Raw genomic sequence first — 14,667 nt, 5'->3', positions numbered from 1 at the left:
ACCCTCCGCGATATGTGTAGGAGAACACGATCGAAAGCGCTGCCCTGATCCGGGAGGCCCATCCCCTGCGAGCTGCGCGGCGTCGCCGGGCGTCCATCACAGGGCAGACGCGTCGGCGCTGCTACCGCCGCCTCTCACGGTCGCGGTCCTGGTGCTCGATGCGCCCGCCGTGGCGGTCACGCAGCGGGGGGAATCCTCGCCGCAGCTCGTCGGGTCGCAAGCGCATGCGACCAGGTTGAAGATTGCCGTTGCGGCGAATGAAAGACACCCCAATCGTCGCATGAGCCCTCGCTCGGTTCGGCCGAGATCTTCGTTTTACACCCCTGTTCTCTCCGGCGGCAAGAGGGTGTGACGAGGGGGGTGTCTTTGTGTGGGCCGGTGTGGTGCCCGAGCAACTTAACCGGCGGCGCGACGCCCTCTGGTTCCGACAAGAGCCAGAAGCATAAGCACGGGCCATGCCGGGACGCCGCTGGCGTCTCGGGGCGTGGCGCCCAACGCGCAGCCGTTTCCGTGGAGACGCGCCGTTCCTGCATCTTCGATGGCGGGAGGAGGCGTCCAGGCGGCGCCGCCGGTGCCGGTCGCCTCCCAGGAACCCCCGCCGTGGCCGGCTGCGTCGCCTCCGGTCGCGCCACCTGCCCCGGCGCTGCCGGCGCTGGCCGCTCCCCCGCCGGTCACACCCTCCCCACCTGCCCCGTCTCCCCCTCCGTTCCCGCTTGCCCCGTCCCCGTTGAGCGACTCCATCCAGCAGCCCCCTGCGATACAGATGCCGCCGGAGCAGGGGGTCCCCTCCTGGCGGGGCACGAGCCGACAGGCGCCGTCATCATCGCTGCACCAGCCTTGCTTGCACACTGCCTCAAGAGGATCGGGGCAGACCACGGCGACGCCCGGCGTGCACTCGCGATTCTGGCACGTATCGTTCAGCGTGCATGGATTGCCGTCGTCGCACTCAAGCTGCGCTGCATCCATGCATTCGCAGGCATCACCGATGCCGTCGTCATCGAGGTCGACCTGCTCGAGGTTTGGGATGAGCGAGCAGTTGTCGGAGGCGTTGGGAACGCCGTCGTCGTCACGATCGGCGTCACAGGGATCGCCTTCGCCGTCGTCATCGGTATCGAGCTGCTGCAAGCTGCCGGGCTGAACGGGGTTGGAGAGGAGCGGGCAGTTGTCCATGACATCGAAGACGCCGTCGTTGTCATCGTCGGGATCGCATGCGTTGCCCTCACCGTCGCCATCCGTGTCAATCAGGGAATCGTCCGGTGAGGCGAGGCAATTGTCGACGTCGTCGGGAACGCCATCGTTGTCGTCGTCGGGGTCGCAGGCGTCGCCGCCGCCGGTGCCGTCGTTGTCGGCCTGCGGCGCGCCTGGGGTTCCGGGCGGGTTCGCGACGAACTGGCAGTTGTCGACCTCGTCGAGGACGCCATCGTTGTCGTCGTCCGGGTCGCAGGCGTCACCGCCGCCGGTGCCGTCGTTGTCGGCCTGGGGCCCGCCAGGAGTCACGGGCGGGTTCGCGACGAACGGACAGTTGTCGACCTCGTCGAGGACGCCATCGTTGTCGTCGTCGAAGTCGCAGGCGTCGTTGTCGGCCTGGGGCCCGCCTGGGATCGCGGGCGGGTTCGCGGTGAACGGGCAGTTGTCGAAGTCGTCGAGGACGCCATCGTTGTCGTCGTCGAGGTCGCAGGCGTCGCCGCCGCCGGTGCCGTCGTTGTCGGCCTGGGGCCCGCCAGCGATCTCGGGCGGGTTCACGACGAACTGGCAGTTGTCGACGTCATCGAGGACGTCATCGTTGTCGTCGTCGGGGTCGCAGGCGTCGCCGCCGCCGATGCCGTCGTTGTCGGCCTGGGGCCCGCCAGCGATCTCGGGCGGGTTCGCGGTGAACGGGCAGTTGTCGAAGTCGTCGCCGACACCATCGTTGTCGTCGTCGAGGTCGCAGGCGTCGCCCCCATCCTGGCCATCGCTGATGTCGTTGTCGGCCTGCGGCGCGCCGGGGGTCTCGGGCGGGTTCACGACGAACTGGCAGTTGTCGAAGTCGTCGTCGACGCCATCGTTGTCGTCGTCGAGGTCGCAGGCGTCGCCGCCGCCGGTGCCGTCGTTGTCGGCCTGGGGCCCGCCAGCGATCTCGGGCGGGTTCGCGGTGAACGGGCAGTTGTCGATGTCGTCGCCGACGCCGTCGTTGTCGTCGTCGAGGTCGCAGTCGTCGCCCCCATCCTCGCCATCGCTGACGTCGTTGTCGGCTTGCGGCGCGCCGAGGGTCTCGGGCGGGTTCACGACGAACTGGCAGTTGTCGACTTCGTCGAGGACGCCATCGTTGTCGTCGTCGGGGTCGCAGTCGTCGCCGTACCTGTCTCCGTCTCCGTTATCCTGAAAGGGATTTGGAATAGAGGGACAGTTATCCGCGACCGCGCCAACGTTGCTGACGCAGTCGCCATCTGAATCGTTTGGCACGGGCGGAGTGCACTGGGCCCAGGCGCTCCGCGTGCTCAGGACCGCCGCCGCGAGGATCGACAAACCCATGACGAGCAGGCGGAAGTGCCATGTTACAGCGCCGGAGCGACGGCCACGACGCGGAGCGCACGGGCGAGAGACACGGGACAGGAGGTGATGGGCCACGTCGATCCCTCCGCGATGGTGGTGGAAAGACACGATCGAGAGCGCCGCGCCTGCTGCGAGTACGTCCGTCGCGACCTGCGCGGCGCCGCGCGGCGGTTACCGCAAGGCGCAAGCGTTCGCAGAAGGGTCCGTGCAGTCGCCGTCGCCCTCGCATACGCATGCGCCTTCCACGCACTTGCCCGAGCCGCCACATTCGTCGGTGCTGGTGCACACGAACGGCTCGGATGCGATCCGGCAGAACTTGCTACCGGCATCGTCAACCCCGACGCACGTGGCTCTCCCTGAGCAGTCCGTGTCGAGGGTGCAGGGGGTGACGCACTGGCTCACCCCGCCGGATGGCACGCACTGCTTGTTCGGATTGAGACCACCGTTCGTACACTCGTCGTGGCTCGCGCACTGCGGCGCCCCGCAGATGCCGTTGTCGCAAGTATAATTGGTGGGATAGCTGTCGCTCGGACAGTTGCCCTGGCCCGGCGCGCAGCAATCAGCGGGGGTCGTGCACCCCTTGGCGCAGTAGCCATAAGTCGCCCCGCCCCTGCCGCCTGCGCCTCCAGCTCCGCCTGCGCCCGCGCCTCCAGCCCCGCCTGTGCCCGCACCGCCCGTGCCGGTGCCACCCGTGCCCGTTCCACCCCCCTCGCCTCCCTCGCCGCCGCCGCCGGCGCTGCTCCCACCGCCGCTCGTCGTGGAGGCGCTGGCGCTCGCTGCCCCCGCGCCGCCGGTCCCGCCGTTGGACGCGCCGGGCGCGCCCTCATCCTCACCGCACGCGGCCCCATGGAGGAGCGCCGTCACGACAAGTGAAAGTAAGCCCAATCGTCGCATGAATTCCCCTCTGAGTTCGGCCGAGATCTCCATTTACACCCCGGCTCTCGCCCGCAGCAAGCGCGTCCGGCGACGGGATCGCCGCGATGTGGTCCCGTGTGGGGCCGGCGCGATCCGCGCTGCCCGCGCCGTCCCCGCTCCGCGCGCCGCGAACCGTGATTTCCGCGGCGTGGCGCGCTCCGGTTCTGTTATCGTGCGGCCTCCTCGTCCGGCAGCGCCATGCGCCGGCCACCGCTGCGCGGGCCGGACGGGCTCCCGAGGAAGGACCACGACTCCGTGCTCAAGCTCAAGCGCGATCGCGCCGCGCCGCTCCCGCGACCTGCCAGGTTCCTCGCCGGGGCAGGCGCCGTCCTGTTGCTGGCGGTCTGCTCCGAGCGCCCCCGCGCGCCGGCGGATCCGCCGGGAGCTCCGCCCGCGCCGGTCGACGCGGCGGACAGCCGCGCCCGGCTCACGGCGATCCGCGCGCGCCTGCCCGGCACCGGCGCCGCGCTCGCGCTGCGCCCCGGGCCGGCGCGCATCGCCGTCTCGCCGGGCGCCGTCCGGCCGCACGTGCCGCGCGCGCTCGCGGCCGTGGAGCTCTCGCCCCGCGCCTCCGGGCCGGTGCGCCTCACCGACGTGGCCTCGGGCCTCGGCGTGGCCTTCTCGCTGGACGGCGCCGCGGACGCGCCGCTCGCCGAGGCGGACGGCATCGCGATCTACGCGGCGGGCGGCCCCGGAGGCGCGGATCTGCTCCACCGCGTCGACCGCGCAGGCACCGAGGACTTCGCGTTCTTCGAGCGCGCGCCCGCTCGCGAGGAGCTCCGCTACCGCGTCGACGTGGGCGGCGCCGCCGGCCTGCGCCTCGTCGCGAGCACGCTGGAGTTCCTCGACGCGGGCGGCGCCCCGCGGCTGCGCATCGCGCCGCCATACGTGCTCGACGCGGACGGCGAGCGGCGGCCGGCGCGGCTCTCCGTGGAGGGCTGCGCGGTCGACACGAACCCGCGCGCGCCGTGGGGTCGCCCCGTCACCGCGCCGGGCGCGCCGTCGTGCGCGGTGACGGTCGCCTGGGCGGACGCGGGCGTGCGTTACCCGGCGCTCGTGGACCCGTACTGGCAGGTCACCTCCGAGGCGATGGCGGTGGCGCGCACGCGGCACACGGCGACGCGGCTGCACGAGACCGATCCGCGGAGCCGGGTGCTCATCGCCGGCGGCTTCGGCGCCTCGGGCGCGGCGCTCGCCTCGGCCGAGCTCTACGATCAGCAGAGCCGCTCGTTCAGCGTGATCGCCCCGATGCCTCAGGGGCGCGGCGGTCACACCGCGACGCGGCTCGACACGGGTGCGGTCTTCCTGGCCGGCGGCAGCGGGTCGGCCACCGGGACGGCCAGCACCACCACGCTCGTCTACGCCGACGGCGCGTTCTCGTCGGGCCCGTTGATGCGCGCCGCGCGGATCGCCCACACCGCGACGCGGCTCGCGAACGGCCGCGTGCTCCTCGCCGGCGGCGCGAGCTCCTCCGTGAACGTGTTCCCGATCGGGACCTTCGATGTCTACGACCCGGAGAGCGGTGCGTTCGTCTCCGGCGACGGCGTGATGCAGGCGTCGCGCATGGCGCATACCGCCGTTCTGCTGAACGACGGCCGCGTGCTCATCGCCGGCGGCTTCGTGGACGCCGTCCTCGCCGGGCAGACGCTCGAGCTCTACGATCCGGCGGAGGGCTCGCGGGGCACGTTCACCCGGCTCCCCCAGCGGCTGATCGGCAGCCGGGCCCGGCACACGGCCACGCTCCTCAACCCCGGCTCGGGGGAGAGCTCGTCGCGCGTCCTGTTCACGGGCGGCGTGACCGCGGCGAGCGGCAACCGCACCTACCTGAGCAGCGCCGAGCGCGTCACGATCACGGGGGACGCCGTCGCCGTCGGCGCGGCGCCCGCGATGGGCGCGCGGCGGTCCGCGCACACGGCGACGCGGCTCTCGAGCGGGGACGTCGTCCTCGCCGGCGGGACCGACGGCGCCCCGCTGGCCAGCGCGGAGATCTACTCGGCGCTGACGGGCAGGTTCGGCTCGCTCATCCCGGGCGCGAGGGACCAGCACCATCACGACCATGCGGCCGTGCGGGTCAGCGGCGGCGACTCCATCGCGTCCGGGGACGGCGTGCTCGTGACGGGCGGCGACGGCCTCGCCCTCGCGACGGACGATGTCGTGGTGCAATCCAGCGCGGAGGTGCTGGTCAGGGGGCTCGGGGACGCCTGCCGAGAGGACAGCGACTGTCTGTCGGGGTACTGCACCGAGGGCGTGTGCTGCAGCGAGCGCTGCGCCGGCCAGTGCATCTCGTGCCGGGCAGAGCGCAAGGAGAACGACGGCGACGACGACATCCACGACGACGAAACGGGGTACTGCGGGACTGTTGTGGCCGAAGAGGCGCTCCTCGTGGATCCCGTGGAGTGCGTCAACGGCATCGAGGTGCACAAGAAATGCAACGACGCCGGCGAGGTCGTGGCGGACCCCGGCAAGACGCGCAGCTGCGCTCCCGGCGTGTGCGGACCTGACAACCGGTGCAGCAGCCGGTGCACGACGAGCGCCGATTGCGCAGCGGACGCCTGGTGCGACCTCTCTGCGCGCGCAGAGGGCGAGGGAGGCGCTGGGGGTGCCGGCGGTGCGGGTGCTGGAGGTGCCGGCGGCGCGGGTGCCGGCGGTGCGGGTGCCGGCGGTGCGGGTGCCGGTGACGCGGTGGGCGCTGGCGGTGCGGGTGCCGGCGGTGCGGCGGGCGGCGGTGGTGCGGGCGCTGGAGGTTCTGGCGGCGTTGCGGGCGCCGGGGGTGCCGGCGGTTCGACGAGCGCTGCGGGGGCTGGCGGCGCAGGGGCCGGGGGCGGCTCTCCGGCGAGCGCCGGCCTGTGCACGCGCAAGCTGCCTGTCAGCGCGAGCTGCACCGACGACGAGCAGTGCGCATCCGCGCACTGCGTCGATGGAGTCTGCTGCGACAGCGCATGCGGAGCCCCCTGTCAGGCCTGCGACATCGCGAGCTCGCTTGGCAAGTGCACGTCGGTCGGAACGGACGAGCGACGAGAGGCCCCGCACCCCAACGCCGGCGCTGACGGAGCCCCGCGGCGCGAGGGCTGCATCGGTGACGAGAGCTGTCGCGGCTACTGCGGCGGGAACGCCGACGGATCGTGCAAGTTCCCCCAGCGCGATGAGGCCCTGAAGGAGGGCGAATGCACGTGTGCTGGCGGCGACTGCGCCGTCGGCGCTGGCACCCAGGCGCGCTTCCTCTGCGACGGCGAGGGTAGCTACACGACCGAGACCTCGTCGTGCCGCGGTTTCCGCTGCGCTGAGGAGGGCACGGCGTGCCGGACGACCTGCACGTCGGACGCGGAGTGCATCCTCGACTTCATCTGCCAGGAGGGCGCCTGCGCCGATCTGCGCGAGACCGGCCCGAGCTGCGACGGCGATCGCACGCTCCGCACTGCGGACGCGGCGGATCCAGACTGTTCCCCCTACCGCTGCCCTTCCGGCGCCGGCGATTGCTTGAAGCAGTGCAGGTCGACGGACGACTGCGTCTCCCCGTCGGTGTGCAGCCTGGCCGGCGAGTGCGTTGCTCCGCTCTCGCCCCCCGGTGTCCCGTCCTGCTCCTGCCGGGTTCCGGGCGCGGTGGACCTGGGCGAGCGAGGCGCCGGCTCTCCGCTGCTGGCCTTGCTTGCCGGGCTCGGCGTCGCTGCGGCTGCGCGCCGGCGTCGCCGCTGAGCCCGCGGCGAATCCCGGCAACCACGGGAAGGGCGCGAGGCCCGGCGGCATCGCGCCCTGCGGCTCGCCGGGGCTGGGCGGCGCAGCCTCGCACCGGGGGCCACCGCCGCGCGCTGCGGGAGGGGCGCGCGCTTACGGCGGCGTGATGTCCTTGCAGCAGCGGAATCCAAGGTGGTAGTTCGCGTGGCTGCCCTTGCTCATGAGCCGCGTCGCGTGCCAGTCGGGCGCGCGAAAGCGGCAGTCGTCGGCGTGGACCTCCATCGACGAGAACGCGAACCAGCTGCCCTTCATCTCGGTGAAGCCCCGATCGCCGCGCCGCGCGAGCTCCCCGGGCAGGATGGGCAGGCTCATGTGCTCGGCCACGTTGCCGTGCAGATCGAAGACCCCGAGGCTGCTCCGGCACGCGGGGAAGGCGCCGGTCGGATACGTGTTGGAGCCGCAGCGGTCCCACCCGCCGCCCGGGCATCCCGGCGTGCGGGAGCTCTCCGTGCCGCAGAGCGCGTGGTTCTTCTCGGGACCGTAGCTCCACACCTTCTCGCGCAGGAGGTTGTGATGCCAGCTCGCCTCGCTCCGGGGCCTCTCCCACTCGTACTCGACGTCGGGCTCCCTCAGGGCGCCGGCGCACGCCCCCTCCCACTCGTGCGCATCGCAGATCCGCTCTCCGATCGCCCTGCACAGGAGCGCCGCTTCGCGCGCCCGGACGTGCACCACGGGGTACTCGCAGGGGATGTTCGGGAACTCGAGCTGATCGATGCAGGCAGGGGCGTTCTCCGCCGTCTGCCCGCGCGTGGGGTCGAAGAGCGGCACCATCCCCGGCGCGCCGCAGGCCGGCTCGCGCGCCCGCTCGACGCCCGCGATCTCCCGGATGCGGCGGCACTCCGAGCGCGACATCGGGTGGCGCGTGAGCGCGGGGTTGCCCTGGCCGAGCACCGGCGACGCTGCGAAGATCGCCTCGACCTGCCGCATCGCCTCGTCCGAGAGCGCGAGCTCGCGCCGCATCCGCGCGAAGAGCCGGGCGCGCTGCTCGTCCAGCGTGGCAGGCGCGATGTCCTCGTCCTCCATGGTGGGCGCCACGCGCTCCGCCGGCGCGGCCGACGCGGCGGGCGGGCGCTCCGGTAGCGCGCCTGCGAGGAGCGGCGCTGCGGCGCGCGCCGCCGGCGCTCTCGACAGGCGCGCGCGTGCCCCGGTCCACCCGGCGGCGGCTGCGCCGATCCACACGGCGGCGCCCGCGACGAGCGCGCCCGCGGCAACGAGGGCCGCTATCTTTCCCCGGCAGCGCCCGCGCCCGCGCCCGGGCTCCCTGTCGGCGCGCACGCCCGTCGAGAGCGCCGGCGGCGGCTCGCTCGGCGCGGGCGGTCGCGGCGCGGAGGCCGGATCGTTCGGCGTCTCGGGGCAGGACATCGGCGTGCGACCTCGCGCTTACTGCTACGGACATCCATCGATTTCGGCAACTTTCACAGCGCGCGCGATCGTCGGCCGACCCGAGCGGCGCCTTGACGGTCCTGCCCGGGGCACGTCAAATGGGGCCATCGTGCGAAGGGCGGCCCTCCGAATTCTCTACCTGGCGCTCCTTCCGGCGCTCGTCCTGTTCGCGCTGATCGTCGCCCCCGCCGTGGTCGTCTCGCGCATCGCGAGCCGCGCCCGCGTGTGGCGGCCCGAGACGTGGAAGAAGATCTCCTACGGGAGCCGGTACTTCGGATCGTCGTTTCGGGGGCGGCTCGGCGAGGTCGTCGACGTCATCGACGTCGTCCGCGATCGCGTGATCCTGCTGGTTCTCCTCATCGTCGCGATCAGCCTCGCCGGCGGGCTCATCGTGCATCTCCTGGAGATCGGGGTCCCGAGCTGGGTCTCTGCGCGGCCGGACGGGCCTTTCGCCTCGTCCGTCGGGTCCGATCTCGCGTGGTTCCCTGCGGGCGGCAGGCTCTCCTTCGGGGGCGGCGCGGCGCTCGTCCTGGTCGGCTGCGTCGCGCTCGCCCTGCTCGCCCTCGGGATCACGCTCTACGCCTGGCTCGCGTTCGCCATGGGCGAGGCGATCCGCGTGATCCTGCGCTATGGCGGCGCGGCGACGCTCTTCCCCGACCCCGGGGACGCGATCCCCGGGGGGCGGCTCGTGCTCTGCCAGCTCTCCGATCTGCACCTCACGGCGAACGGCCGCGAGCCGTACGAGATCGAGGAGAGCTCGGCCGCGTGGCCCGAGGGGGTCGCTCGCCCCGACACCGCCGATCTGACAGGCCGTCTCCGGCGGCTCGTCGCGGAGATCGCGGCCATGAGGCCGCCGCTCGTCGCGCTGACCGGCGACATGACCGATCTGGGAGAAGAGGCGCAGTGGGCCGAGCTCGAGGCGGCGCTCGCCGGCATCCCGGCCTCCACGCAGGTGCTCATGGTGCCTGGCAACCATGATATCGCCATCAACATCGGCACGTCGCCCGATCCGTACCTCACGAAGCGGGCGGAGCGCGAGCAGCGCTTCATCGAGGTGCTCACCCGGGTCGAGCGCGGCCCGTTCCAGCCCCCCTTGCACATCCCGGCCCGCAAGCGCGCGCGGCGCCGGCTGCGCGCGATCGCCGGCCTGTATCCGAGGCGGCTCGATCTCGAGGGGGGTATCCGGATCTTCGGTCTCAACTCGAACCGTTACCGCTCGCGCTTCGTGGGGTCGAACGCGATCGGGCAGATCGGCGGCGGTCAGCTCCGGCGCCTGGCCCGCGCGCTCAGGCGGGGCTCCGGCCCGGTCGTCGTGCTCCTGCACCACCACGTGGCGCGCCTCGCGGGGCCGATCTCGCTCAACGACACGTTCATGATCGCGATGGATGGCCCGCGCCTGCTCGAGATGCTCGCGGCGTATCAGCAGAAGAACCCGAAGAAGAACAGCGCGCTCGTGCTGCACGGGCACAAGCACCTCGCGTTCTTCGGCCATTACCGCTCGAAGAGCGGCGGTCGCGTCAGCGTCTACGCGCACCCCTCGTCGACGCTGGGCCACGAGACGGACGGCCACCTCGACGGCATCGCCCGGTTCGCGGCCATCCGGCTGACGGACGAGGGCATCTGGCGCGTCGAGACGCACCCGCTCCGCCCCGCGCGCGTGGACGAGGGCGCCCGCGCCCCTCGCGGAGCCCGGGCAGAGCTCGGCCGATGAGGATGTAGCGCAGCGCATTCTCGGCCGCGTTCGCGATGAGGAGCGGCGCACGATCCATGGCTTCGGACAGCGTGCAGGGAGCCTCGAGGATGGACGAGTACGAGTCGATGCCGCACGCATAGTTCACGCGCGCACCCTCATCGACGGTCCCCGCCAGGGCAATGACCGGCAGCCCGAAGTGCTTGGCGCGCCTGGCCAGCTCCGCCGGCATCTTGCCGCGCGAGGTCTGGGCGTCGAGCCCGCCCTCCGCCGTGACGACGAGATCCGCGTCGCGCAGGAGGCCGTCCAGGTCCAGGTAGCGGACGAGGACATCGTAGCGAGGCAACAACGTTGCTTTCAGCAGGGCATGAAGCCCCGCGCCGAGGCCTCCGGAGGCGCCTCCTCCCGGCAGGGCTCTCACGTCCACGCCCACATCGCGCGCGACGATGGCGGCATAGCGCTCCAGCGCCGCCTCCAGCCGCGCGATCATCTCCGGCGAGGCGCCCTTCTGCGGGCCGAAGACGCGCGACACGCCGCCAGGATTGCAGAGGACGTTGCGCCAGTTGCACGCCACGTCGATCCGCACGTGGGGGATGCGGGGGTCCCTGCCCGAGAGATCGATCCGGTCGAGCTGCAGCAGCGCTCCTCCGCCCGCTCCGATCTCGATCCCCGCCGCATTCAGCAGGCGGATGCCCAGCGCCTGGGCCATGCCCGCCCCGCCGTCGTTGGTGCCGGAGTCGCCGCAACCGATGAGCAGCCGCTCCGCGCCCGCGTCGAGCGCCGCGCGGATCAGCTCGCCGACGCCGCGGGTCGTGGTGACCATCGGGTTGCGCGCGTGAGGCGGGACGAGCCGGAGCCCGCCGGCAGCGGCCATCTCGAGCACCGCGGTCCGTGGTCCGTCGCCGCCGAGGAAGCCGAAGTGCGACGCGACAGGCTGGCCCAGCGGACCGGTCACGATGGCGGGGCACAAGCAGCCGCCCGTCGCCTCGACAAGCCCTCTGGAGAAGCCCTCCCCGCCGTCCGCGAGCGGCGCCTTCAGGAGGCGCGCTCCCGGCAGCGCGCGCCGGATGCCCGTCGCGATCGCCTCCGCGACCTGCTCCGCGTCGAGGCATTCCTTGAAGCCCGACGGCGCGATCAGGATGCGCAAGGGGCGCGTCATGGCACGAGCCCTGTCCAGCGCCAGTAGGTGGAATAGAGGACGACGATCAACCCCAGGTGGACCGGGAGCATGACCGCGCTGAGGAGCACGAGATCCGCAGGCCGGAACGTCTCGCCCTCGAGCCCCTGGAACATGAGGAGCGCCTTGGAGCTGACGGGGAACGTCAGGCAGTAATCGATGCCGACCGTGCTGATGAAGACCACCGCCGCGGGGTCGAGATCGGTATCGGCGGCGAGGTGCAGCAGGATGGGGCCGAGCGCCGCGGCGCGAGCGACATGCGAGGTGAGATAGAGATGGGATGTCAGCGACACCACCCCTACCGCCAGCACGAGGAACAGGCGCCCTCTGGCGCTTGCGATACCGCTCTCGTGGAGCAGCGCCTGGAAGATCCAGCTGGCTGCGCCCGTGTCGATCAGCGCTCCGCCCAGGACGAGCGCCGCTCCGACGAAAAGGAGGAGGTTCCAGTCGACCGCCTCGACGCCTTCCTTCCAGCTCAACGCGCCGCGAGGTGCCGTGAGCACGAGCGCGCCGGCCAGCGTGACCGTGGCGCTCTCGTACCCGTGCCACCGCTCCGAGAGCCAGAGCACGACCATCGCCGCGCCGACGGCCAGGGTGATCCGCTCCGATCGCGAAAAGGGGCCTCTCGGACGCCGGGGAACCTGGATGCGCCGCCCGCGGCGCTCGCCATCGAGGAAGAGCGCCATGATGACCGCGCAGGCGGCGCCGCTGGCCACCATGCCGAACGGCATCCCGTAGAGGATCCACGCGCCGAAGGACAGCCGACGACCGGTGACCTCGCTCAGCAGCTTGTTCGCCACGAGGTGAGAGCCCGCGCCGACCAGCGAGCCGATGGTGCTGACCAGGATCACGGTCGGGAACAGCAGCGCGAGGGCGCGGGTGATGCGCCGGTCCGCCGCGATGGAAGAGATGCTGCGGAAGATGGGAATGGCGATCACGGCGCGGCCGGAGACGGATGGGATGAAGAGCGACGACGGGATGATCACGGCCGTCAGGAACCAGAACAGGCCGCGCACGGTGCGGGCGCGCTCGACCACGCGCTGCGCCAGCCGCATCGCCAGGCCGGTCTTCTCGACGGCGCCGCCCAGGATGAACGCCCCTATCATCAGCCAGATGACGTCGGATGCGAGCGATTCGAAGAGCCGCTCCTGGGGGCTGACGCCGGTCAGGAGAAGGAGCATCGTGGCGCCGAGCCCGACGTACGCCACGTTGAAGGATGTCGTCGACCAGAGGATGATCGCCAGCAGCACGGCGAAGAGCGCGATCCGGGCCGGCGCCGGCAACGTCGCCGGCAGCACGACGGCGAGCCCCGCAGCGAGGGTCAGCGAGACGGGCAGGAGGACGCGAGCCCGATTGCCCGGGTGCGGCGGGGTCGGCAGCGAGCGGGGCGACGGGCGCACGACCGCAGCATCGACGGCATCCGCGGCGCCTGCGAGACCAGACGAATCATCACTTCCTTGGCTCGATGACATGTGGATCGCCCACTCGAGTTGAAGGCATAAGCCATGCCCCATCCTGCGCTCGTGCTCGTCCCTCCGAGCCTGATCCTCGCAGCGGCCTTCAAGCACTGGCCTCGGCCGTACGCTCTCGACGCGCGCGGCGGACCCATGGCCGGAGGAGCGCTCGCGGCGCTCCCATCCCCTCGCCACCGCCCCCGGCGCCGCCCACCGAGCGGCAGTGAGAGGAAAAACCACACTTCAAGGAATGCTGGGCCGCGGTAACCCCATTGCCGGGCCGCATTGCCGGGGAGCATCATTTCCACACCAGACGCAGGCCAGCGGGCAGCTCCGTCAGCTATGCTGCCCGGGCCACGGCATCACGAAGCCAGCTTCGCGGCCGCGTCTGCTTTGACTATCTCACGCACCATTGACGGCTCCGGCGCGCCACACCGCGCCGGACCGCGCTCATGGAGGATCCAGCTGATGAAATTACCCACGATGACCATTGTGTTGCTGACAGTGGGTGCGATCGGTGTCGCATGTGGGGGCAATGGCGCCGGGGACGGGAGCTCGCAGGCCGGCTCCGGGAACGGGAGCGCGAGCTCGAGTTCGGGCACGAACGGCGGCACGGGCGAAGGGGGCGCGGGCGAAGGGGGCGCTGGCTTCGGGGGCTTACCGGGCTTCGGCGGCGATCTCAGCCCGGGCGGCACGAGCAACGGCGGCTCCTCGGGCGAAGGCGGGGCGTGCGCCACCGAGACGGCCAGGGCCGATATCGAGCCCGTCTACCTGGCCTTCGCGTTCGACGTGTCCGGCAGCATGGGCATGGGCGACGCCCTCTGGCACGACAAGTCGCTCAAATGGGATCCCGTCGTCGCGGCGACGAAGCAGTTCTTCGACGATCCCCTGTCCCAGGGGCTCAGCGCGTCGCTCAGGTTCTTTCCGAGCGAGGGCGACACCGACACCAAGTGCACGGCCGACACCTACTTGACACCGGAGGTCACGATGACGCCGCTGCCCTCGCGCGCCTTCGCCGACGCGATCGACGCCGTCACGCCGCAGACCACCAACGACTGGCGCGGCGGCACGCCCACGCTGTTCGTGATGCAAGGGACGATCTCGTACGTCGCCACGCAGCGAATGGACACGCCCGGGAGATATGCCATCGTCCTCGTCACGGACGGGTATCCGCAGGGCTGCGGCTCGCGCTACAACAAGGTCGAGCTCGTCGCGGACGAGGCCGCGAGCGCGCTCGATGACGGCATCCCGACGTACGTCATCGGGGTCGCCAACCCGCCCATCAAGGATGCGCCGGAGACCGTGAAAGGCATGAACGAGGTCGCCGTGGCGGGCGGGACGGACCACGCCTACCTGATCGACACCGGCAACCCCGCGGCGACCACGGCGGCCTTCAAGGCCGCCGTCGACGCGATCCGCGGCGCGTCCGTCTCCTGCACGGTCGCGATCCCGCCCGCGCCCGACGGGAGGAGCTTCGACGCGCAGAAGGTCCGCGTGACGACCACGAGCGGCGACGGCGACCCGACCGCGCTCACCTACGACCAGGAGTGCGCGACCGAGAGCGCCTGGCGGTACGACAGCGCCGAGAACCCGGCGCAGATCGTGCTCTGCGACAGCACGTGCGCCACGATCCAGGCCGACCCGAAGGCGGCCCTGGGGGTCGATTTCACCTGCGAGGACGTGATCACGATTCCACGGTAATTTCAGGGCAAACGCCGGGCGCCGCCCCGCGCACCGCCGCCGGGGCGGCCCGGCCGACGCCAACGCAGGTTCTTGACACTCTG

Annotated in this window: 7 protein-coding genes and 1 pseudogene; 3 read left to right on the top strand and 5 right to left on the bottom strand. The window is 71.9% G+C overall.

Annotated features, from left to right (window positions below):
• Nucleotides 1–396: 396 nt before the first annotated feature.
• Nucleotides 397–2,607, bottom strand: coding sequence for a thrombospondin type 3 repeat-containing protein (locus WME75_RS18670; protein WP_437492687.1), 2,211 nt, complete (start codon nt 2,605–2,607; stop codon nt 397–399).
• Between the two features lie 96 nt (nt 2,608–2,703).
• On the bottom strand, nt 2,704–3,396 hold the full coding sequence (locus WME75_RS18665) for a hypothetical protein (protein WP_437492685.1): 693 nt from the start codon (nt 3,394–3,396) through the stop codon (nt 2,704–2,706).
• 249 nt (nt 3,397–3,645) lie between these two features.
• Here WME75_RS18665 and WME75_RS18660 point away from each other — a divergent pair, with 249 nt between their 5' ends.
• Nucleotides 3,646–7,140 (top strand): Kelch repeat-containing protein, encoded by a 3,495-nt coding sequence (locus WME75_RS18660; protein WP_437492684.1) that lies wholly within the window; start codon nt 3,646–3,648, stop codon nt 7,138–7,140.
• A gap of 132 nt (nt 7,141–7,272) precedes the next feature.
• On the opposite strand, the gene WME75_RS18655 is transcribed toward WME75_RS18660, so the two are convergent.
• Nucleotides 7,273–8,541: an SUMF1/EgtB/PvdO family nonheme iron enzyme gene (locus tag WME75_RS18655; RefSeq protein WP_437492682.1), complete on the bottom strand. Its 1,269-nt coding sequence runs from the start codon at nt 8,539–8,541 to the stop codon at nt 7,273–7,275.
• 619 nt (nt 8,542–9,160) lie between these two features.
• Here WME75_RS18655 and WME75_RS18650 point away from each other — a divergent pair.
• Nucleotides 9,161–10,024: pseudogene (locus WME75_RS18650) on the top strand (metallophosphoesterase family protein); the annotation flags it as partial.
• A 55-nt stretch (nt 10,025–10,079) separates the two neighbouring features.
• On the opposite strand, the gene WME75_RS18645 reads toward WME75_RS18650, so the two are convergent.
• Together WME75_RS18645 and WME75_RS18640 are read right to left on the bottom strand one after the other, a co-directional pair.
• Nucleotides 10,080–11,411 carry a glycerate kinase family protein gene (locus WME75_RS18645; protein WP_437492680.1) on the bottom strand — a complete coding sequence of 444 codons (1,332 nt, stop codon included), beginning with the start codon at nt 11,409–11,411 and terminating at the stop codon, nt 10,080–10,082.
• Nucleotides 11,408–12,829 carry an SLC13 family permease gene (locus WME75_RS18640; protein ID WP_437492678.1) on the bottom strand — a complete coding sequence of 474 codons (1,422 nt, stop codon included), beginning with the start codon at nt 12,827–12,829 and terminating at the stop codon, nt 11,408–11,410. Before WME75_RS18640 ends, WME75_RS18645 begins: the two co-directional genes overlap by 4 nt.
• 522 nt (nt 12,830–13,351) lie before the next feature.
• Between WME75_RS18640 and WME75_RS18635 the strand changes: the two genes are divergently transcribed.
• A complete protein-coding gene (locus tag WME75_RS18635; RefSeq protein ID WP_437492676.1) occupies nt 13,352–14,584 on the top strand; it encodes a vWA domain-containing protein in 1,233 nt (410 codons plus the stop codon).
• Nucleotides 14,585–14,667 lie beyond the last annotated feature (83 nt).

Source organism: Sorangium sp. So ce1014, from assembly GCF_051521505.1.
Lineage (GTDB): Bacteria > Myxococcota_A > Polyangia > Polyangiales > Polyangiaceae > Sorangium.
This window is presented reverse-complemented; position numbering and strand designations above follow the sequence as displayed.